Origin of the sequence: Chryseobacterium sp. 22532 (genome assembly GCF_052044665.1) — a bacterium.
GTDB classification, from domain to species: domain Bacteria; phylum Bacteroidota; class Bacteroidia; order Flavobacteriales; family Weeksellaceae; genus Chryseobacterium; species Chryseobacterium lathyri.
Genome location: NZ_JBQENJ010000007.1, coordinates 39,159 through 60,921, shown reverse-complemented (window position 1 = coordinate 60,921; position 21,763 = coordinate 39,159). Strand labels below are relative to the sequence as shown.

At 37.8% G+C, this 21,763-nt stretch carries 23 protein-coding genes; 11 read left to right on the top strand and 12 right to left on the bottom strand.

Going from position 1 to position 21,763, the window contains the following annotated elements:
* The first annotated feature begins 41 nt into the window (after positions 1 to 41).
* From ACTJIV_RS18285 to ACTJIV_RS18275, 3 genes are all read left to right on the top strand, one after another.
* Complete coding sequence (locus ACTJIV_RS18285; protein WP_440629070.1) at positions 42 to 1,730, top strand: M23 family metallopeptidase; 1,689 nt, start codon at positions 42 to 44, stop codon at positions 1,728 to 1,730.
* Positions 1,731 to 1,815: 85 nt separating this feature from the next.
* A complete protein-coding gene (locus ACTJIV_RS18280; RefSeq protein WP_440629069.1) occupies positions 1,816 to 3,108 on the top strand; it encodes a phenylacetate--CoA ligase family protein in 1,293 nt (430 codons plus the stop codon).
* 12 nt (positions 3,109 to 3,120) lie between these two features.
* A complete protein-coding gene (locus ACTJIV_RS18275) occupies positions 3,121 to 3,726 on the top strand; it encodes a hypothetical protein (protein ID WP_440629068.1) in 606 nt (201 codons plus the stop codon).
* A 78-nt stretch (positions 3,727 to 3,804) separates the two neighbouring features.
* On the opposite strand, the gene ACTJIV_RS18270 is transcribed toward ACTJIV_RS18275, so the two are convergent.
* Entirely contained in the window at positions 3,805 to 5,055 is a 1,251-nt protein-coding gene (locus ACTJIV_RS18270) for an NAD(P)/FAD-dependent oxidoreductase (RefSeq protein WP_440629067.1), read from the bottom strand.
* Positions 5,056 to 5,152: 97 nt separating this feature from the next.
* On the opposite strand from ACTJIV_RS18270, the gene ACTJIV_RS18265 reads away from it, so the two are divergent.
* The 8 genes from ACTJIV_RS18265 (at position 5,153) to ACTJIV_RS18230 (ending at position 13,795) form a co-directional block, all read left to right on the top strand.
* A complete protein-coding gene (locus ACTJIV_RS18265; RefSeq protein WP_174772323.1) occupies positions 5,153 to 6,673 on the top strand; it encodes an HAL/PAL/TAL family ammonia-lyase in 1,521 nt (506 codons plus the stop codon).
* 77 nt (positions 6,674 to 6,750) lie between these two features.
* Positions 6,751 to 7,482, top strand: a complete 732-nt coding sequence (gene fabG, locus ACTJIV_RS18260) for a 3-oxoacyl-ACP reductase FabG (RefSeq protein ID WP_111958631.1) — start codon at positions 6,751 to 6,753, stop codon at positions 7,480 to 7,482.
* Between the two features lie 102 nt (positions 7,483 to 7,584).
* Positions 7,585 to 8,805 (top strand): beta-ketoacyl-[acyl-carrier-protein] synthase family protein, encoded by a 1,221-nt coding sequence (locus tag ACTJIV_RS18255; RefSeq protein ID WP_440629066.1) that lies wholly within the window; start codon positions 7,585 to 7,587, stop codon positions 8,803 to 8,805.
* A 4-nt stretch (positions 8,806 to 8,809) separates the two neighbouring features.
* Positions 8,810 to 9,064, top strand: a complete 255-nt coding sequence (locus ACTJIV_RS18250) for an acyl carrier protein (protein ID WP_034727052.1) — start codon at positions 8,810 to 8,812, stop codon at positions 9,062 to 9,064.
* 125 nt (positions 9,065 to 9,189) lie between these two features.
* On the top strand, positions 9,190 to 10,074 hold the full coding sequence (locus ACTJIV_RS18245; RefSeq protein ID WP_111958635.1) for an LpxL/LpxP family acyltransferase: 885 nt from the start codon (positions 9,190 to 9,192) through the stop codon (positions 10,072 to 10,074).
* Between the two features lie 154 nt (positions 10,075 to 10,228).
* A complete protein-coding gene (locus ACTJIV_RS18240; RefSeq protein WP_440629065.1) occupies positions 10,229 to 11,764 on the top strand; it encodes a phytoene desaturase family protein in 1,536 nt (511 codons plus the stop codon).
* Positions 11,751 to 13,433 carry a C45 family autoproteolytic acyltransferase/hydolase gene (locus ACTJIV_RS18235; protein ID WP_440629064.1) on the top strand — a complete coding sequence of 561 codons (1,683 nt, stop codon included), beginning with the start codon at positions 11,751 to 11,753 and terminating at the stop codon, positions 13,431 to 13,433. Before ACTJIV_RS18240 ends, ACTJIV_RS18235 begins: the two co-directional genes overlap by 14 nt.
* Positions 13,430 to 13,795 carry a DUF1648 domain-containing protein gene (locus tag ACTJIV_RS18230; RefSeq protein ID WP_336378159.1) on the top strand — a complete coding sequence of 122 codons (366 nt, stop codon included), beginning with the start codon at positions 13,430 to 13,432 and terminating at the stop codon, positions 13,793 to 13,795. Before ACTJIV_RS18235 ends, ACTJIV_RS18230 begins: the two co-directional genes overlap by 4 nt.
* Before the next feature lie 26 nt (positions 13,796 to 13,821).
* Here ACTJIV_RS18230 and ACTJIV_RS18225 read toward each other — a convergent pair whose 3' ends face one another.
* The 11 genes from ACTJIV_RS18225 to ACTJIV_RS18175 form a co-directional block, all read right to left on the bottom strand.
* Positions 13,822 to 14,994: a DUF2062 domain-containing protein gene (locus tag ACTJIV_RS18225; protein WP_440629063.1), complete on the bottom strand. Its 1,173-nt coding sequence runs from the start codon at positions 14,992 to 14,994 to the stop codon at positions 13,822 to 13,824.
* Positions 14,995 to 14,998: 4 nt separating this feature from the next.
* Positions 14,999 to 15,475, bottom strand: a complete 477-nt coding sequence (locus ACTJIV_RS18220; protein WP_223557680.1) for a hypothetical protein — start codon at positions 15,473 to 15,475, stop codon at positions 14,999 to 15,001.
* The gene (locus ACTJIV_RS18215) at positions 15,472 to 15,852 is read right to left on the bottom strand and encodes a 3-hydroxyacyl-ACP dehydratase (protein WP_440629062.1); all 381 of its coding nucleotides are present in this window, start codon (positions 15,850 to 15,852) and stop codon (positions 15,472 to 15,474) included. Before ACTJIV_RS18215 ends, ACTJIV_RS18220 begins: the two co-directional genes overlap by 4 nt.
* A 4-nt stretch (positions 15,853 to 15,856) precedes the next feature.
* Positions 15,857 to 16,459: a porin family protein gene (locus tag ACTJIV_RS18210; RefSeq protein ID WP_440629061.1), complete on the bottom strand. Its 603-nt coding sequence runs from the start codon at positions 16,457 to 16,459 to the stop codon at positions 15,857 to 15,859.
* A gap of 1 nt (position 16,460) precedes the next feature.
* Positions 16,461 to 17,102, bottom strand: a complete 642-nt coding sequence (locus ACTJIV_RS18205) for a hypothetical protein (RefSeq protein WP_440629060.1) — start codon at positions 17,100 to 17,102, stop codon at positions 16,461 to 16,463.
* A complete protein-coding gene (locus tag ACTJIV_RS18200; RefSeq protein WP_440629059.1) occupies positions 17,068 to 17,694 on the bottom strand; it encodes a LolA family protein in 627 nt (208 codons plus the stop codon). Before ACTJIV_RS18200 ends, ACTJIV_RS18205 begins: the two co-directional genes overlap by 35 nt.
* On the bottom strand, positions 17,687 to 18,442 hold the full coding sequence (locus ACTJIV_RS18195) for a polysaccharide deacetylase family protein (protein ID WP_336378162.1): 756 nt from the start codon (positions 18,440 to 18,442) through the stop codon (positions 17,687 to 17,689). The genes ACTJIV_RS18200 and ACTJIV_RS18195 overlap by 8 nt, the downstream gene beginning before the upstream one ends.
* Before the next feature lie 61 nt (positions 18,443 to 18,503).
* A complete protein-coding gene (locus ACTJIV_RS18190; protein ID WP_223557674.1) occupies positions 18,504 to 19,565 on the bottom strand; it encodes a beta-ketoacyl synthase N-terminal-like domain-containing protein in 1,062 nt (353 codons plus the stop codon).
* Positions 19,562 to 20,761 carry a beta-ketoacyl-[acyl-carrier-protein] synthase family protein gene (locus ACTJIV_RS18185; protein WP_440629058.1) on the bottom strand — a complete coding sequence of 400 codons (1,200 nt, stop codon included), beginning with the start codon at positions 20,759 to 20,761 and terminating at the stop codon, positions 19,562 to 19,564. Before ACTJIV_RS18185 ends, ACTJIV_RS18190 begins: the two co-directional genes overlap by 4 nt.
* Positions 20,762 to 20,848: 87 nt before the next feature.
* Positions 20,849 to 21,106, bottom strand: coding sequence for a phosphopantetheine-binding protein (locus ACTJIV_RS18180; RefSeq protein WP_111958661.1), 258 nt, complete (start codon positions 21,104 to 21,106; stop codon positions 20,849 to 20,851).
* Positions 21,107 to 21,220: 114 nt separating this feature from the next.
* On the bottom strand, positions 21,221 to 21,760 hold the full coding sequence (locus ACTJIV_RS18175; RefSeq protein ID WP_440629057.1) for a 3-oxoacyl-ACP synthase: 540 nt from the start codon (positions 21,758 to 21,760) through the stop codon (positions 21,221 to 21,223).
* Between the last annotated feature and the right edge of the window lie 3 nt (positions 21,761 to 21,763).

Sequence of the window (21,763 nt, the reverse complement as noted above, 5' to 3'; positions counted from 1 at the left end):
AAAATTTCTTAATTTTAAATAACCTCAAACCCTAATGCTGTATGAAAAACTTATGTAAAATTCTATTCGTCATCTGTTTCATCAATATAATAACAATAGGTGCTCAGACTAATTATCCACAAAATTATTTTAGGAACCCTCTGAATATTCCCATGCAGTTGGCTGCCAACTTTGGAGCGGTGCGCTCCAATCATTTTCACATGGGTTTGGATTTGCGAACCAATAGCCAGGAAAACCTATCCGTTGTTGCCGCTGCAGACGGTTATGTAAGCAGGATAAAAGTGGAACGATACGGCTTCGGAAATGCTGTTTATATTACCCATCCGAATGGTTATACCACAGTATATGCACATTTAAATAAATACTTCGATAAATTGGACGAATATGTAAAAGAAAGACAATATAAAGACGAAAAATGGGAACAGGATATCACTTTTTCTCCCGGACAGTTTCCCGTCTCTAAAGGTCAGCTCATTGCTTTGAGTGGAAATACCGGAGGTTCGGCAGGACCGCATTTACATTTTGAGATAAGAGATACAAAAACGGAAGAATGTATTAATCCTTTGCTTTTTGGCTTTAATATTCCGGACCGTGTTGTTCCTTCGATCAGCGGGCTATATTGGTATGACCGTCGTTTCAGTACCTATGAGCCTGGTGCAAATGGAATTTCAGTTAAAAAAGCCGGAAATGGATATACAACAGATGTTATTCAGGTTACTTCACCGGAAATAAGCTTTGCGGTTAAAGCTGTGGATAAAGCCAATCAGGGGTTTAATCTTGGAATTTATCAGGCAGAGCTGTTGATGGATGGTCAGCTGATCTATAGCTTTTCCATTGATAAAGTGAGCTATGACGATACCCGATATATTAATGGCTGTATAGATTACACAAAGTTTTCAAGAGATAAAATGGGCATCCAGCATTTATCTGAATTACCGGGAATGAAACTGAAAAATTACAATTTATCCGGTAAAACAGGAATTATTCACCTCGAGGATGACAGTGTTCACAATATTGAGATTGTTTTAAAGGACGTCAATGGAAATACAAGTAAGCTGATTACAAAAGTCCGTTATGCGAGAAATTCGCAGCAGGTTACTTCTTCGGATCAATTGGTGAAACCGGATGAAGCAAAAACAATAAGTACGGGAAATGCCGAAATCAGTCTCAGCAAAAATGCATTGTATGATGCTGTGAATTTTAAGATGGATGAAAAGCTAAGCTCCAATGCAGATGCTGTTTCCAACACTGTTATTCTACATACTCCATATATTCCGGTTCATGATGGTTATACTTTGAAAATAAAGCCCAACAGAAAATTATCGGATAAAGAAAAAGAAAGAACAGTTGTTTTGTTTGATTATGGAAGTGATACGGATGTTGTCAAAGGAAAATGGAGCGGTGATAAAGTAGAAGCAGAGTTTAACAGGTTGGGAACAGCAACTCTCTTGTTAGATCAAAGTTTACCATCTGTCTCTGCAGGTTGGAAGGACGAAGCACTTATGAAAAACAACACTTTACGACTGAATGGGAGAACTAAAATTGGTGACATCATATCATTTCGTGCGGAACTGGACGGGAAATGGCTTCGCTTTGCCCGGGTAAAAGATGACTTTATCTATGTTTTTGATGAAAAATGTCCCAAAGGCTCAGGTTCACACACTTTAAAAGTAACAATAACCAATACGGCCGGAAATACCAATATACAGACTTTTACTTTTCAGAGGTAGAATATTGCGGGTTCCTGTTTTTAATTTTTTATTCATTCAAACGTTTAATTTTAATTAAATAAATTTGTTCCTTAAAATTAAATCATTGGAATTCTATCCGGACATCGAAAGATCAGACCTTAAGGACATTAAAAAGTTTCAAGAGCATAAGCTCCAGGAACTGTTAACGTATCTTCAAACCCATTCGCCTTTTTATCAGAGACTGTTTAAAGAGACCAGTATCAATATCTCGGATATTCAGACATTAGAAGATCTGCAAAAAATTCCTACCACCACAAAAAATGACCTGCAGGAACATAATCATGATTTTTTCTGTATTTCACCGGATAAAATTGTAGACTACAGCACCACTTCAGGAACTTTGGGTGATCCGGTAACTTTCGGATTATCAGACAGTGATCTTGAAAGACTGGCCTATAATGAAGCCATTTCATTTGCCTGCGCCGGAATTCAGAAAGGAGACGTAGTGCAGATGATTACCACAATCGATAAAAGATTTATGGCAGGTCTTGCCTATTTTCTGGGACTAAGAAAAATGGGTGCCAGCGTGGTAAGAATGGGTCCCGGTATTCCGGAGCTGCAGTGGGATTCTATTCTAAGGTACAAACCTAAATACCTCATCACAGTTCCGTCTTTTCTTTTGAAGATGATTGATTATGCCGAAAAACATGGATTGGACTATAAAAATTCCAGTGTCTACGGAGCAGTTTGTATTGGTGAAAGCATCAAAAATCAGGATTTTACAGACAATATTCTTTCGCAGAAAATCAAAGAGAAATGGAATATTAAGTTATTCTCAACCTATGCTTCTACAGAAATGAGCACAGCCTTCACGGAATGCGAGTTCCAGATCGGAGGCCATCATCACCCGGAATTGATTATCACGGAAATTCTTGATGATAACGGAAATCCTGTGCAGAAAGGAGAGAACGGTGAACTGACGATCACCACTTTAGGTGTTGAGGCTGTTCCTTTGCTGCGTTTTAAAACAGGAGATATCGTAAAGGCGCATTACGAGCCCTGCAGCTGTGGAAGAAATACCATGAGGCTTGGTCCCGTTGTCGGAAGAAAACAGCAGATGATCAAGTACAAAGGGACAACATTGTATCCGCCTGCAATGAATGATATTTTAAATGATTTTAATACTATATTATGCTATCAGATTGTTATTCAGTCGAATGAAATCGGTTTGGATGAAATTATCATCAAACTAAGCACAGATCAGGACCATGAAACCTTCGTTAATGAAGTTCGGGATCATTTCAGGGCAAAACTGAGGGTAAGTCCTAAAATTGAAATCGTAGATTTTGATATTCTGTCTAAAACTGTTTTTAATCCGAACAGCAGAAAACCAATCACATTTATAGATTTAAGATAATAAGACCAGAGGATGAAAAAAATATTATTTCTTTTGTTAATTGCTCTTTCTGCCGGTGTTATGGCTCAAAGGGTAAGAGTTGTTTCCGGAGATTACAAGTTCCTGAAAGATCAGAAATTCATCAAAGTAATTTTCAAATTTGATGGCGTTACTTTTGCGAAAAAGAAGATCAGTGAGGATCAGTATATCAAAGATAGGATGGAGGATATTGAGCAGACCAGCGGTAAAGAAGAATCTGAAAAATGGAGAAAAGACTGGGAATATTCAAAAGAAAAAAGTTTTCCGGATAAATTTTTGGCTTCATGGAATAAAAATATCGATATAAAGGCTGCCACAAACATTGAGCAGACAAAATATACCCTTATTGTAGAGCCTACATGGATTTCCCAGGGATGGTTTGCCGGGGTTGTCAACGAGCCTGCAAAATTGGATTCCAGAATGACCTTTGTAGAAACAAATAATCCCGGTCATGTTTTACTGGTTGTTGAAGGAGTGGGAGCAACAGGTGATAATGTGATAGGAATTCCCAACCATAATGACCGGATCGCAGAATGCTATGCAAAAACTTCTAAAATGTTGGCTCTGAAAGCAAACCACTACAAAGAAAAAAAGCAATAATTGATTGCTTTTTTATAATATATTTGAAAAAGCAATTAAATAAAACAAAAAGCGGTCTGAAATTTTCAGACCGCTTTTTTATGGTTGTTCCTGCTGTCTCTCTGTTTTGATGAGGTTGGCAAGATTTTTAATAACCGTATCATGTTTTTTTACAAAAGGATTGTCTTTGTTCCAGACATAGCCTGCTAAGACCGCACATATTTTCTGCTTTACATCTTCATTTTCAGGCCTGTGGAAAAATAACTCCTGCAGATTTCCGGTATACCATTCCTTTACGTAAGTCGTGAAAACATCCACACCGTAAAGAATATAATCACTGTATTCTTTCTGCCAGTCGATTTTCTCACCATTAAGCTGTCTTAAAGCCAGTTTTGCAGCAAGCATACCCGATTCCGTAGCAAATGCCATTCCCGACGAGAATACAGGATCCAGAAACTCAGAAGCGTTTCCTGTCAGGGCGTATCCGTCACCAAACAGTTGCTTTACCGAGCACGAATAATCTTTCAGGTGTCTTGGCTCAAAAATAAAATCTACATGGCCAAAACGTTTTACATAATAATCAGAAAGGGAAATAGCTTTCCTTAATGCTTCCGTTACATCCCCATTTTCAGACAATCTTTCAATATATTCTGTAGGACCTACAATACCTACACTCGTGTTTCCGTTGGAAAAAGGAATTACCCAAAGCCAGACTTCGGTTTCAATGATGTCAAAAGAAATTAAAGTGCCTTCCTGACCTTCTTCTCTGTTAATATCTTCTACATGAGAGAAAATAGCAGAATGCGGAGAAAGTTTTGAAGGTTTTTCAAGATCAAGAAGTCTTGGCAGTACTCTTCCATAGCCACTAGAATCGATTACGAACTTAGAGTGGATCTCTTTCGTTTCACCGTTTTTATTTCTTACGGTGGTTATAGAATCTGTGCCGTTGAACTGAATATCAATAACTTCTGTTTCAAATTCCAGATCAATGCCTTTATTGATAATTTCCTGAGCCAGAGTATTATCAAAATCAGCTCTCGGAACCTGCCAGGTCCAGTCCCAGCCTTCCCCGAACTTGTCACTAAAATCAAAAATGCATACTTCATCGCCTCGTAAAAAACGTGCTCCCAGCTTTTTTTCAAAGCCCATTTTATCCAAAGCCGGAAAAAGTTCGGCTTCATCAAAATGATCCATTACCCTGGGAATTAAGCTTTCACCAACGACCAGTCTGGGGAATTTTGTCTTCTCAACAACTTTCACGTTGACATTGTTCTTCTTTAAGTATGAAGAAGATACGCATCCGGAAGGCCCAGCACCGATTACGAGAACATCAACAAATTCTTTACTCATCTTGATTTTTTATTTTAATAATAACTTCTATCTTTGCCGCAAAATTAGTGACAATTAATTAATATTTTACAAAATTAGCAACTATTACTTTTAATTGATGAAAATAAATAACTTTTTAGAACTGAGGGATTTTCAAAAAATTATCATTGAAAACGAAAAAATCGAGCTGAATGAATCACTTTTGGACAGAGTGGAAGAAAGTTTTCAGTTTTTAAAGGAATTTTCGAAAAATAAAGTAATATATGGTGTCAATACCGGTTTCGGGCCGATGGCTCAGTTCAAAATCAGTGATGAAGATACGCATCAGCTTCAGTATAACCTGATCCGAAGCCACTCTTCAGGAATCGGAAATCCGCTGCCCGCCCAGGAAGTAAAAGCCTGTATGCTGGCGAGACTTAATACACTTTCTCTTGGAAATTCAGGGGTACACCAGTCTGTTATTCATTTGCTTAAAGAGTTGATCAACAGAGATATTACACCGCTGATTTTTGAACACGGAGGAGTAGGTGCTAGTGGTGATTTAGTCCAGCTTGCCCACCTTGCTTTGGTCCTGATCGGGGAAGGTGAAGTTTTTTACAAAGGAGAAAGAAAAGCAACAAAAGAAGTTTTTGAAACAGAAGGATTAGAACCGATCACAGTGGAAATCCGTGAAGGACTTGCCCTGATGAACGGAACTTCTGTAATGTCCGGAATAGGAATTGTTAATGCATATAAAGCCAATCAGTTAACGGATATTTCAATCAGGCTTTCCTGTGCGATCAACGAGATTGTTCAGGCTTATGATGATCATTTATCAGAAGCTTTGAACGGCACAAAAAAACATTACGGTCAGCAGAAAGTAGCCGAAAGAATGCGTGCTCATTTGGCAGACAGCAAACTGATCAGAAAAAGAGAGGACCATCTTTATACCCACTTTGAAGAGCAGGAAAAAGTATTTAAGGAAAAAGTCCAGGAATATTATTCTTTAAGATGTGTTCCCCAGATCTTAGGTCCGGTTTTGGATACCTTGGAATATACTGAGAACGTTCTTGAAAATGAAATCAATTCAGCGAATGACAACCCGATCATCAATGTAAAAGACAAGCATGTATACCACGGCGGAAATTTCCACGGAGATTATATTTCATTGGAAATGGATAAGCTGAAAATTGTTGTTACCAAACTTACGATGCTTGCAGAAAGGCAGTTGAACTACCTTTTAAATGCAAAGATCAACGAAATATTGCCTCCTTTTGTAAATTTAGGTAAATTAGGCTTCAATTTCGGGATGCAGGGTGTTCAGTTTACAGCAACATCTACAACGGCGGAAAGTCAGATGCTTTCAAATTCCATGTATGTACACAGTATACCTAATAATAATGATAATCAGGATATTGTAAGCATGGGGACCAATGCAGCAGTGATCTGCAGAAAAGTAATCGAGAATGCATTTGAAGTGCTGGCTATTGAAGCAATTACAATCATCCAGGCTGTTGAATATCTTGGATTTCAGGATAAAGTTTCGTCTTCTACCAAAGAGCTGTATGACGAGATAAGAAAGATTATTCCTGCATTCTCTGATGATATGGTGATGTATCCTTACCTGGAGGAAGTGAAAAAGTATTTAAAGGCAATGTAATTATCAGTGATAATGAATTGTTATACACTTGAGGATTAAATTAGCGGAAAAAACTAAAACTAAATAAACACTAACACATGAAATGTGCAATTGTCACAGGCGGCTCCAGGGGAATTGGAAGAGCGGTCTGTATAAAACTGGCGGAAGAAAAAAACTATCATATACTCATCAACTACGCTTCAAACGAGGCAGCGGCTAAAGAAACTTTGGCTAAAGTACAGGAATTGGGAGCTACAGGAGAGATCCTTAAATTTGATGTAGCCAATGCTGAAGAAAGCTTAAATGTTTTGACACAATGGCAGGATAATAATCCTGATGCCATTGTTGAGGTGATCGTAAACAACGCCGGAATTACAAGAGACGGATTATTCATGTGGATGCAGAGTGAAGACTGGAACAGTGTGATCAATACAAGTCTGAATGGTTTTTTCAACGTAACTAATTTCTTTATCCAGAAACTGCTTCGTAATAAATACGGAAGAATCATCAATATGGTTTCCGTTTCCGGAGTAAAAGGAACAGCGGGACAAACCAATTATTCTGCAGCAAAAGGAGCCTTAGTTGGTGCTACAAAAGCTTTAGCTCAGGAAGTTGCGAAAAGAAATATTACGGTAAATGCAGTAGCTCCCGGATTCATCAGAACAGATATGACCCAGGATTTTAATGAAGACGAGCTTAAAGCGATGATCCCGGCCAACAGATTTGGAGAAGCAGAAGAAGTGGCAGACTTAGTAGCATTTTTAGCTTCAAGAAAAGCTTCATACATTACCGGGGAAATAGTAAATATAAACGGAGGAATTTACTCTTAAATAATGTAACAATATAACAATGTACCGGTGTAACAATAGTGCTGTGACCTCAATTAGATTGTTACCTTGTTAAACTGATACATTGTTAAATTAATAGAACTCATGGAAAATAGGGTTGTAATTACCGGAATGGGAATTTATTCTTGCATCGGGACCTCTTTGGAAGAAGTCAGAGAATCCCTATATCAAGGAAAATCCGGTATTGCTTTAGTACAGGAAAGAAAAGAATTCGGGTTTAGGTCAGGCCTTACAGGTGTAGTACCAAAGCCCGATCTTAAAAATCTACTCAACAGACGCCAGCGTGTAAGCATGGGTGAGGAAAGCGAATATGCTTACCTTGCGACCAGTGATGCGCTTCAACAGGCAGGTATAGACCAGGATTTCCTGGACAGCCATGAAGTAGGTATTTTATACGGAAACGACAGCGTTTCTCAGGCAGTAGTAGAATCTATCGACATTGCCAGAGAAAAGAAAGATACCACATTGATGGGATCGGGAGCGATCTTCAAATCAATGAACTCTACCGTAACGATGAACCTTTCAACCATCTTTAAGCTGAAAGGAATTAATCTTACCATCAGTGCAGCGTGTGCCAGCGGTTCACATTCATTAGGACTTGCTTATATGATGATCAGGAACGGTTTTCAGCATATGATCATCTGTGGAGGAGCCCAGGAAACCAACAAATATTCAATGGCGAGCTTTGATGGTCTCGGTGTTTTTTCTGTAAGGGAAGATGAGCCTACAAAAGCATCAAGACCTTTTGATACCGGAAGAGACGGGCTTATTCCAAGCGGGGGAGCAGCCAGCCTTATTGTAGAAAGCTTAGAATCTGCCCAGAAAAGGGGAGCAACTATCCTTGCAGAGATAGTGGGTTATGGTTTCTCTTCCAATGGAGGACATATCTCAACCCCTAATGTAGACGGTCCGGCTTTAGCGATGGATAGGGCTTTAAAACAATCAGGATTAAAAGCAGAGGATATCGATTATATCAATGCTCATGCGACTTCCACACCCATTGGTGATGCCAATGAAGCCAAAGCGATATACGAGATCTTCGGAAGCGATGTTCCTGTAAGTTCTACCAAGTCCATGACTGGTCATGAATGCTGGATGGCAGGCGCAAGTGAAGTCGTTTACTCAATTCTGATGATGCAGAACGATTTCGTTGCACCCAACATTAACCTGGAAAACCCTGACGATGAGGCGAAGAAGATAAATTTGGTCTCAAAAACGAAAAATCAAAAAATTGACGTATTTTTGTCAAATTCTTTCGGATTTGGGGGAACCAACTCCGCATTAATAGTTAAAAAATTTGATTAAAAACATGGAAAGGGAAAAAATTGTTGACATCGTTAATGATTTCTTAGTAAACGAATTCGAAGTGGATGGTGATGAGATCAGCAATGATGCCAATCTGAAAAAGACGCTTGGACTTGACAGTCTGGACTATATTGATATGGTTGTGGTTATCGAATCTAATTTTGGAGTAAAATTAGGAGAGGCAGATTTCAAAAAAATGGTCACATTTGATGACTTCTATACTACTATTGAACAAAAAATCGCTGAAAAAAACGCATAGCTATCGATTGAACTTTATTCTTTAATAATATACCAATGTAATAATGTAACAGTGTACCAATGGTGAATAAATGCAGTAATAGTATTGTTTACATTGGTACACTGTTACATTGATAAATTAGACTTATGAACAAGTGGAAAGGTAAATCTAAAGGAACCATATTAGGATATAAAATATTCGTGTGGTGTATTAGAAATATCGGGATCCGGAGTTCATATGTTGTGCTCTATTTCGTAGCTTCCTATTATTTTTTATTCCTGAAAAAGAGCAACAGTTACATCTTTTACTATTTTCAGAAAAGACTGGATTACGGATATTGGAAATCAAAAGCTTCCGTATTTAAAAGCTATTTTACCTTCGGAAAAGTACTGATTGATAAAACGGCAATTTCTGCCGGTTTAAGAGAGAAATATACCTACGAATTTGACGGCGTTGAAAATCTCACCAATCTTCTGGCTGAAAAGAAAGGAGGTGTCCTTATCAGTGCCCATATCGGGAATTTTGAAATAGCAGAACATTTCTTTGCTGACATTGATTTCGATTGCCAGATCAATCTTGTCACTACAGACCAGGAAGTGACGGTCATTAAAGAATACCTGGAAAGCGTTGCTGTAAAACAGAGTAATATTAAGTTTATCTATGTCAAAGACGATATGTCGCATATCTTTGAGATCAATCAGGCTTTGTCAAATAATGAGCTGATCTGTTTTACAGGAGACCGTTATTTCGAAGGTTCGAAATACCTCGAAGCCGATCTGCTGGGGAAAAGTGCAAAATTTCCGGCCGGTCCGTTCCTTATTGCTTCACGTTTAGGTGTTCCTGTGGTTTATGTGTATGTGATGAAAGAAAAAAAACTTCATTACCACTTATACGCAAGGGTTGCGAAAAATATTAAAAACCGTGATTCTCAGGGACTTCTCAATTCTTATGTTCAGAATCTTGAAACCATGATCAGAAAATATCCCCTTCAATGGTTCAATTATTTCGATTTTTGGGATGATATTGATTAATTTTTCTAATTTTATCCCTGAAAACTAATTAATAAACTCAAATTGTTAAATAAATTCAGGAATTAGATAGATGAACCTTTCATTCAGGTTCAGGTATTGCTTTGTAATCTCTGGATTTCTTAATTTTTGAAATAAAAACACAGCTTTTCTCCTTTTGAATAAAAAATACGACATACTTGTGATCGGCAGCGGATTGGGAGGTCTTGTTTCGGCTCTAATTTTGGCGAAAGAAGGTCTGAAGGTCTGTGTCCTGGAAAAAAATAACCAGTATGGAGGAAATCTGCAGACTTTTTCAAGGGAAAAGCTCATCTTCGATACTGGAGTTCATTATCTGGGCGGCCTTTCAAAAGGACAGAATCTCCATCATTTCTTTTCCTATCTTGAGATTATGGATGATCTGGAACTTCATCAAATGAATGAAGACGGCTACGATAAGATCTCTTTTGGTGAAGAAAATGTCGAATATCCTCATGCACAGGGTTATGAAAATTTTATTGAACAGCTCGCAGCCTATTTTCCCAACGAAAAACAGAATTTAGAAAGTTATTGCGAAGAGATCCAATATGTCTGTGCACAGTTTCCGAGATATCAGGTGATCGGAAAAGACAGCTATAATGAAGAGATCCTCCATCTTAATACCAAAAGATTCATAGAGTCTGTGACCCAGGATAAAAAACTGCAGGCTGTATTGCTGGGTTCCAATTTTTTATATGGCGGAGACTCGGAAAATATACCATTCTATGTTCATGCACTGACTGTAAACTCCTATATTCAGAGTGCCTACAAATGTGTTAAAGGAGGAAGCCAGATCACCAAACTCCTGATCAAAAAACTTCGCCAATACGGTGCAGAAGTGCATAAACATTCCGAGGTTTCCGGATTTATTTTCGATGAAGCCGGAGTGCTGTCTTCCGTTACAACAAAATCTGGAAAAGAATATGCAGCGAAAAAATTTATTTCAAACATAGAAATCCGTTCCTTCATCAAGCTGATTGGAGAAGAAAAACTGAGGAAATCTTTCCTGAACCGGGTAATGAGCTGGGAACCTGTTTCATCATGTTTCAGTGTTTATCTGGTTTTAAAACCACAGTCACTGCCAAATTTTAATTATAACATATACCATTATTCATCCGAAGAAATGGTCTGGAATGCATTCCGTTACAGCAAAGACAGCTGGCCGGAAACCTATATGCTTTCCTCCACGCCCTCAAAACATTATCCCGATTATGCGGAAAGCCTTACTGCGATCTCCTATATGGATTTTGATGAGATTAAAGATTGGGAAAAAACAGTAAATACAGTTGCCGAAAAACACGATAGAGGATTAAAGTACAAACATTTCAAGCTGGAAAAAGCAGAAAAAATGATTTCTGCATTAGAAAAGAAAATTCCGAACCTGAGACACTCCATCAAAAGCATCTATACTTCATCGCCACTCTCTTACAGGGACTATATTGGCAGCTTTGAAGGAAATATGTACGGATACATGAAAAGTTCGGATAATCCGCTTAAAACAATGGTCTCACCCCGTACCAAGACCGATAATCTGTTCCTGACAGGACAGTCTGTCAACATGCATGGAATTCTGGGGGTAACGATCGGGGCATTTAATACCTGTGCAGAAATTCTCGGAAAAGAAATTGTAGATGAACGCCTGAAACAAATGATGAATACCCATGAAAAAAAATAACAGATTCACTATGGCATTCCGGGGAATTCAATTGATCCTTATCCTTTCCCTTATTTCCTGTGGAATCTCAAAATCGGTTCATCATATTCCGGAGGTAAGCAGCTATACGCTGGAGATACCAAAGATCAATAAGATCAATGATTCTACGTTCAGCTTCAACCGGAATTATTTAACCAAAAATAAACAGCAGCTTTGGGAACTTTATATTAAAGGAAATCCATTGCAGCTCGGATATAATAACGGAGCTTTAACCCAAAGCCTGATGCAGCAACAGGAAGAAATTTTCTTCTCTAAAGTGGAAGGTTTTGTTCCATCAAAATTTAAACAAAAACTCCTTAGGGGATTTCTAAAATGGTATAACAGGAAAATGTACCTGAATGTAAGGGAAGACTATCAGGCAGAATTGTACGGTTTGTCACAGTATTCTTCGGATAAATACAATTTTATTGCCCCAAAATATCTTCGGAACCTCTATCTTCACGGCGCTCACGATATCGGACATGCCATGCAGGATCTTGCTATGGTAGGCTGTACTTCCCTGGCCGTCTGGAATGAAAATACAGAAGATGGGCAGCTGCTCATCGGAAGAAACTTCGATTTTTATGTAGGAGATGAGTTTGCTAAAAATAAGCTAATCGAATTTGTAGAACCGGAAGCCGGAATTCCATATATGTCCGTAAGTTGGCCGGGAATGATAGGTGTAGTTTCCGGGATGAATAAAGAAGGGATAACAGTGACAATTAACGCAGGAAAATCTAGAATCCCACTCACTGCTAAGACCCCAATTTCTCTTGTGACACGGGAAATTCTGCAGTATGCGAAAAATATTGAGGAGGCCATTGCTATTGCCAGAAAAAGAAAAGTTTTTGTTTCCGAATCCATTCTGGTTGGAAGTGCTCATGATAAAAATGCTGTGATCATTGAGGTCTCTCCTGATAATTTTGGGGTTTACAAGGTGGAAAATATAAGCAGAGTGCTTTGTACCAACCACTTCCAGTCCGAAGCTTATAAAGATGACAAAAGAAATCAGAAGCATATTATAGAAAGCCACTCCGAGTACCGGTATGAAAAGCTTCAGGAGCTTCTTCAGGAAAAGAAAAAGCTCAACCCTGAAAAAATGGCGGCCATTTTAAGGGATAAATCTGGTTTAAAGGACCAAAAGATCGGCTACGGGAATGAAAAAGCGATCAATCAGCTTCTGGCTCACCATGCGGTCATTTTTTCACCTGAAAAAAGACTGGTGTGGGTTTCTTCAAACCCTTATCAGCTGGGAGAATTTGTTTGTTATGATCTGAATGAGATCTTTTCCGGAAAAAATTTGGAAGAAAGTTTAAAGGCAAAAACAGCACTGAATATCGCCAGAGATCTTTTTGCAGATTCGGAAGAATTCAACAATTATGAAATATCTAAGATGTTAGGGTCAGAAGTGAGCAATGCTATAGACAACAAAAAGATGGCATTAAGTGATGATTTTATTCCTTATTTCCAATCTATGAACCCGGATTATTGGCTGGTCTATTATCAGGCTGGAAGATATTATTTGGGTATTAACGAATTTTCAAAAGCGAAAACTGAATTTGAAAAAGCCCTGACTAAAGAAATTACCACAGTTCCGGACAGACAAAATGTAGAAAAGTACCTGAAGAAAACTCTAAAGAAGCTAAAATGATTCCCAAACATATAAAACTGCTGTTCTGCATTCCCTTTATCATAATTATTGTTTACACAATCTACCTGCTTACAAAGTACAGCTCTATTCCTGATGTTATCCCTATTCATGGATATGGAGGCAAGAATGACGGGTTCGGAAGCAAACTGTTTCTTTTTGCACCTATTGTATTGAACCTCGTTATTTTGATCTTTATCTGGATGACTATCAGAAAACCGGACAAGATCAGATTTACTTTTGAAGTGAAAGAAGAAGATAAAGAGAAGACTTATTATCAGTACCAGCTGGTTTTGATCATACTGGCTATATTTGTCACCTTGATTATGTGTCCGTTATCATTTTCGGATGTTGTCTTTAAATAATTACACACGAAAAGACTAACGGCTGATTAATTATTTTCCGGATTCAGTTTATTCAGGAAAATAAACGTTAGAACCCCGCAAAGAGCAGACATAGAAGTAGCCAGGATAGCACTTCCGATCACATATTGTAAAAGATTATTTTTGATCAGCTCAAAATTGAGTTCACTGCTCAAAATATTACTGTCCCCATGCACAAAAGGGGATCCTAAAAATAGAGAAGCGGCAATCACAAAAGGAATAAATGGCGGAAGGCTGACATTGGAGGCTATAAAAGCCAGGACCTTATTTAGCTTAAAGAGAACAGACAGTGAGATGACAAGCAGGGTGTGAAATCCCCAAAAAGGAGAAAGACCTATAAAAACACCGAGAGCAATGGAAAATGCTTTTGTGCGGTTGCTGCCGTCACTTTCCAAAACATCCTCTTTTAAGAATCTTTTAAAGCTTTTTTTTTTGAAATTATTCACGAAATTTCTCGGAATAATGTAAAGCAGTGTTATGGTTACCAAAATAGTATTCAGGATACTGATCCGTGTAAAATCTTTGAATGGTCTGAAATGAGAAACCCGTTCTGCCGGGTCATACAAAACTTTTATCGGGACATTTTTTACAGGAACATGCCTCCAGGCTGTCCTTACAATGATCTCAATCTCAAATTCAAATTTTGGGGTGAAATATTTCTTTGGAATTTTCAGCAACGGATATAATCTATAGCCGGATTGGGTATCCTCAAGTTTTATTCCGGTCTCAAACCAGAACCAGAAATTAGAAAACCTGTTTCCGAAACTGCTTTTTTTGGGAATTCCATCCTGTTCCATATTCCGGTTACCAATCAGAAGTACATCCTTATCTTCTTTAAGCAGCGCTTCTACAAATACAGGAATATCATCGGGATAATGCTGCCCGTCAGAATCAATGGTAACCGCATAATGATAGCCCAGCTCTTTTGCTTTTCTGAAGCCTGTTTTAAGACCGTTTCCCTTTCCTTTGTTTTCAGGCAGGGAGATAACCGTTATCTGGGAATATTGGGCTAATATTTGTGGAGTAGTATCTGTAGCCCCGTCATTAACTGCAATAATGCTATCGGTGTAGTCCAGAACACCGTCTATCACTCTTTTCAGAGTTTTTTCATTGTTGTAAGTAGGTATTAAAATACAGATCTTCTTTTCAGAAATTGCATTTTGTACTTCAGGAAGGGTCATTGTTTTATTTTATAGTAGCTCTTTCAGTATCTGTAAAGGACTTGGACTGCATCGCAAACTTTTTTACATAACTTTTCAGGGTTGCGTTCTGCTTACTGTAGTTATTGATAAGGAATGCTTTATCATCTTTCATGCTGCCTCTGTACCCCACTATTTTCGGGATATTTTCCTGAACGCTCAGCCTGATTACTCGAAGTTCTATATTATTCGGATTATTTTTGATAATGCTTTCAAGGCTGGTAGCACCATTTTTTACAAGAGCTTTTCTGTTGTTTTTGGTAATCTTTGCTTCCATGATCTTTGCAGCAGCTTTATAGGCGCTGGTTACGGCATCCGAACCGGATTGTTTTTCTGCAAGATTGATGAATGCTTCTGTATTGGCATTAGACTGGTTAGCTTTTGCGTAGCTGCTTCTTAGGGCTTCCAAATCACTTTGAAAGAAAAAAATAAAAGCGGTTATGAGGGATAAGAAAAGTTTCATGAAAGTATTTTTTTATAGCTTACAGACATTTTTAATGCAATAGTCTCGCCAAAAGAGGTTGCATTTTTTACTTTAACATCCTCTTCATTTTCAGTAATATCCATCTGAAGCTTCAGATCCGGTGTTTCAAAAGGATTGATAATAGCCATGAACTTTACATTCGAGGCTGTTTTTAAGAATAGCTTAGAGCCGGTGAATTCTTCTGTCAGCTCTTTTACGATCTGCATCATACAAACCCCTGGTGTTACCGGATTACCCGGAAAATGCCCTTTAAAAATATCATGATCTTTATTCAGATGAATATAAGCGGTAAAACTGCCGTTTTCTGCCTTTTCATAAGATTCCAAAGTATAAAAGTCTGTAAGAATGGTCTGCATGATCTTATTTTTTCAGATTAAATGTATAATAAAGTCCTGTCTGGAAAACAACATTAGAATGATTTCTATTATAGCTGTCCACAGGGATAAAACCTTTTTTTACCCTGGCTTCGATACCAAAGTTTTTAGTAATGTCATAGCCTAAACCTGCTGTAATTCCCAGGTCAATCTCATTTTCAGGGTCAAAATTCTTTTTATCTACCACAAATTCCAAAGTAGGCCCAACATGTATATTGAACTGGTTGAAATAGAATTTATTGATAAGCTGCAATCCCAGATAAGATACGGAAAGCGTTTTCCCGTCCCAGTTGTTTACATTCGTGCTTATTTTAGCTCCCTGCCTGGAATAATTGATCTCCGGCTGCAAAGCATAAAATTTGGCGAGACGGATATTTCCTATAAAGCCGATATAAAAATCTGTTTTCGTTTTGTAGTCCAGGTAAGGTTCAGCAGCGTTAGGAAATTCTTCCATATAATAATAGTTAAACTCTTCACTGTTCGAGAAATGAGAAAAATTGGCTCCTGCTCTGATCCCCGGAGTAAAAGTGACCTGCGCGAAAGACAGGCCTGAAATAAAGGCTGTGACTAAAAATAGAAATTTTTTCATGTTAATTCTGTTCGGTTTCGGTTATTTGAAATAGTTTTATATTGATCTTAAAATCCTTATGTTGAAGGTTTAAGCTATCCGCGAAGATATGTTTTTTTGCCTCAAAAGTAAAATCGATTTTTTCCTTATTGTTTTTTGTGTACACAATTTCTTTTAACAGTCCGTTTTCTTTATTGAAGAACAGATAATAGGCTTTATGATCAGTCTTTGACAGGTAAATTTTAGAATTGTCATTTTCAAAAGATTCATTCACCGGGTATTTTCTTTTCAGTAACTCCCGGAAGTCGTTTCTTAAAAAGCTGATAACCATCTTTTTGTTCAGATCCGGAAGAACGTAATTCAGTTTAAAATCATTCTCAGAGATCTCAAAATCAATTAATTTATTTCCAAAATCTGAGGTCATGGCGACCCGATGAGTTGTTTCATTAAGCTTTTTAATAATCAGAATTCCGCTTACGTGGTTTTTATAAATATCCATCTGGCATTTATATACATAGTCTTCACCGGAAGAAAAATATAAATTTTCAACGGTTTTTTCAGAACTCTGAACCGGTTTTGCCTCTGCAAGTTGATAGCTTTTGCAGGAAACAAATAGCAAAACAATCAGACTATAAACTAAACTCTGAAGCTGCAATCGCTGCATTGATCTTGGTGTTTTTGAAAACAATATTGGTGGTGTCTCCCGAAGCTTCTGTCATATTAACCTGCGAAACCGTAGACTGATTTTTAGGAAAATGCAGTTCAATCTGTTTAATGTATTTTAACAGGTGAGCCGATTTCGGGGTAAATTTTGCTACATTGGAGTTCCCGCTTTTGTAATAGGAAACAGAAAACTCAGGATCGCTGAACATTTTCCCGTTCGAGCTTCCTACAATCAGCTTATTGATCTTTTCAAATGTTTTGCTTTTCGCATCAACAGATGATTTCTTGCCCTGATCGTTGATGAAAATTTTATTGTCTTTAAAAATAATGCTGTACTGATAAGGTTTTGTGTATTTCCAGCTCAGCATATTCGGAGTTTTCAACGACATTTTGCCATAGGTAACAATATTTTTATCCAGAAAGTCCATTTTTTTGGTCTGGGTAAAATCGCTTTGAAGGGTTTTGATCTCCTGGGTCTCAGAAGAAACTTTGGCGACAAATGCTTTTGCTTCTGCTCCTGACATTGCTGTCATCTGTGCGGAAATGAAGCCGGAAACTAATAAAAATGCTCCAAAAGCAATATTTTTAATCATTTTTCTTTGATTTTGTAATTGAATCGACCGTAAACGTCGAATATTTTTTATCTTTCAAAAATAACAATAAATCGGCCAACACACGATAAGTCTTTTCGGAAGTGTCATGAAGCAGAATGATACTTCCTTTCTTCAGGCCTTTGGTTATTCTTTTATAAATTTTCTTTTCATCGTCTATAATGGTATCCAGCGAACGAACATTCCAGCCGATGCTTTTTTTACGGGTTCTTTTAATGGCTTTGGCAATGCTCGGATTGGTAACGCCGAAAGGAGGCCGGTATAAATCAGTTTTTATAGTGCTGGTTTTTGCCATTATCTCATCACATTTCTCAATCTCCTCAATCATTTTTGAAACAGATAAGAATCCTGTATTGTTGGAATGGGAAAAGGTATGATTTCCGATGGTATGACCTTCAGCAATAATTCTTTGAAAGGTCTCAGGATATTTTTCAATCTGTTTTCCAATGCAGAAAAAAGTAGCTTTTACCTGATGTTCTTTAAGCAAATCCAAAAATTTCGGGGTGAATTCGGTTGGCCCGTCGTCAAAAGTCAGGGCAATTTCATTGGTTTTTGTTCTTTTATGAGTAATGCTGTTGACAAAATATCCGAGCTCTATATCAAAAGATCCCCAGACTACAACTGCAGAAAACGCCAGAAAACAAGCTATATAAACCCAAAAGCTTCCATGAAACGCATAAATAAATGCATTGCAGAAAAGGTAAAATAGAATGAATGGATAATGCTTCATCTTCTGTTATTTTGAATTTTGGCAATAACAAATTTACAAATTCATTCTTACCCTTTCATCTTTAGGCTCTTTCCAACAGCATAAGACTGTGATCGCTTCCTGCGAGATGATTATAGAGAAGAATATTCTTAACTTCTGTTTTCTTTTCCAAATTGATCATCATGACTTCCGGAATCTGTTGCTCCTTGAGGATATGACACGCCATAAATGTTGAAAAGCCGCTTGCTGTATTGAATTCTCCGCTCAAATGTTTGTAATACAGCAAAGCTGAATTTTGAAATGTGTCCATTGCTTTTGTATAGTAAACATCAGATGTTGCATCTCCACTGAAACCTAAGATCACAGCATCGATATCTTCATGTTTCAAATCATTTTTGGATAAAAAATCTGTTATAAAAGACGGTGCTTCTTCCAGATCCAATCTGTTGCTGATCTGAATATCTCTAAGCCTGGCGTAAGAGTTTTCAGCCTTATTCTTTCCCAAGACAAAAAAAGCAGCACCTTCACCCCAGATCACTCCATCCGTTTCAGAATGCAAATAATCAGCAGGAAGATCCTCTTTCTTTTTAATGGTATTGTTCAGACAGTAAAGCTCCATCGTTCTGTTAGTCTGCTCATCTGCAGCTCCTACAAGAATATTTTCAGCTTCTCCGTCATTGATCTGAAGCTTGGCATCCAGGAATGAAAATTCCAAAGATGAAGAGGTGTTGACGTAGGTAAAATTGTACGCATGGCATTGAAGCCCCAGAGCAATCTGCCCTGCAACGGTATTGTGCGTTGACTGTATAAAAAATGTCGGAGTTAAAAACTCTTCATTGTTATCAATCACATTTTTCAGAAACTTTTCAGAATCCTGCGAACAACCCATCCCCGTTCCTACAATAATGGCATCCGGTTGTTCAATTCCAGCTTCCTGTAAAGCGTAATGTGAAGCTACAGAGCTCATTTTTACAGTTTTAGACATTCTCCTGATCATCGCAGGCGGAATGAATTCTTTATAGTTAGGATCTATAGCTTTTAAGATCTGAACAGATTGGTCAGCATTAAGATCTTGAAAGAAATTTTCTTTTAGAGTGTCCTGAACGGAGATGCAGGATGCACTGTTGATGTATACGGCACTCATGATTTTGAGAAAATTAAAGTAGAACAGTTACCTCCGAATCCAAATGAATTGGAAAGAACATGGTTGATGCTTTTCTCCTTCAATTCTGTAACTGGAGTTAAATCAAATTCTGCCATTTTCGTTTTGAAATTCAAGTTGGGGAAAATAAGTCCGTGCTGCATGGCCAGAATGGAAAATACAGCTTCAATTCCTGCCGCTGCTGCCAAAGTATGTCCTGTAAAAGTTTTGGTAGAACTAAATTCAGGAACCTGATTTTCACCAAAGATTCTGATCATGGCAATTCCTTCTGAAAGATCATTATTAGGAGTAGCTGTACCGTGAACATTGATATAATCGATGTCTCCTTTTGCCAGTCCGGATACTTTAAATGCCAGTTCCATGGCCAGAAAAGCGCCTTGCCCGTTTTCTGACGACGCAGTCTGATGATGGGCATCATTGGCATTACCATAACCGGAAAGATAGGCGAGGACTTTTTTATTTTCTTTTTTTACAACCTCATCAGACTCAAGGATGATAAAAGCAGCGGCTTCACCAAGGTTCAATCCTTTTCTGTCATTATCAAATGGTGTATTGTAAGAATCCGTGAGAATCATCAGGGTATTGAATCCGTTCAAAGTAAATTTCGAAAGGGAATCTGTTCCACCTACGATCACGCGGTCTAAAACTCCGTTTTTAATCAGTTTGGCTCCCATCATAATAGCATTGGCAGCCGAAGAGCATGCCGTACTGATCGTAGAAACCATGCCTTTTAAGCCCAGATAATCAGCAATTGCCAATGAGGAATTACCTGCATCATGAGCATCGATGTATTTTTGCTTTTCAGGAAAGTCTTCGTAAGAGTAGAAATACCTTTCAGTGATATCCATTCCGGCTACACTGGTGGAAGAGATGAGTCCGGTTCTGTATTCATTAATGTCTGAAATTCCGGCAGATTCTACAGCTTCTCTTGCGGCAATCATGCCCAATAAAGACGTTCTCGTTACATTATTATCTTCAGGCAGCTGAAGCTGTTGTACAAGCTCTTCATTAGACCATTTTATTTCACCTGTTTTTATAGATCCGGCGTGACGGGTTTCAAACATCTCAATATCTGAAATTCCGTGTTTTCCGGATTTCAACGAAATAAAATTTTCCTCCACATTGTTTCCGATGGAGGAAATGATGCCCATTCCTGTTATGGCAATTTTTCGACTCATTTTATTTTATAATATAACAATGTATCAATTTACCAGTTTACCAATATTGTTATACTGGTAAATTGATACATTGCTAGATTAAATATATTATTTTGTTCTGTTCTCTTCAATGAATGCAGCCATTGTATCGATAGACTGGAAGATTTCCTTTCCTTTTTTAGGATCAGCTAATTTTATCCCGTAATCTTTATCAAGCAGAACAATAAGTTCCAGAGCATCAATAGAATCAAGGCCCAAACCACCACCGAATAGGGGATCTGTATCTTTGATTTCTTCTACAGAAACATCTTCAAGGTTAAGGACTTCAATAATTTTGTGCTTCAATTCTGTTTTTAAGTTTTCCATAATTATTTTAATTAATGTAGCAATTTATCAATTTACCAGTGTAACAATGATCAGATTGTAAGGATTGTTGCATTGCTAGACTGTTATATTGTTACATTTATGTTATTACATTTTTTATAAGGTTAGCAAATATACAAAAGCTTTATAATTATCCTGATAAAGTTCTGTCCAGCCACAGAGAACTTTTTCCGCTTTTCCGGACAGCAGGATCTGTTCTGCATAATCATTTAAAAATGTCTCATCAAATTCATCCAAAATGAAAAAGGCATTCTCTGTCTGCATTTTATGTTTAATGCTGATCTCGCCTACGCAGATGTTAGGTAAGGTGTAGACAAATACGGCAGGACTCGGGAAATAATTTTCCTGTGAGTTGATGCTTTCCTGGTATTTAAAATCCGTATCCAGACTGGATGACCGGTTGGCAAGAACTACCGCTGTTGTGCTATGGTCTTCATTTTTTAAAACCATTTCTGCAGCAAGAAAAGCAAGCTTACTCAGATTATCCATCTTGTGGAACTTAGGATAATTGAGCTCTAAACTTTTATAGGCATCTTTGGCAAAGTCATGAAATGTTTCGCTCCGGCTTTCAAAAACAGGATTCCCGTTGACGGTTATTTTTGAATGTTCTATGATACAGCTTTCAGTTTTCTTCATCCC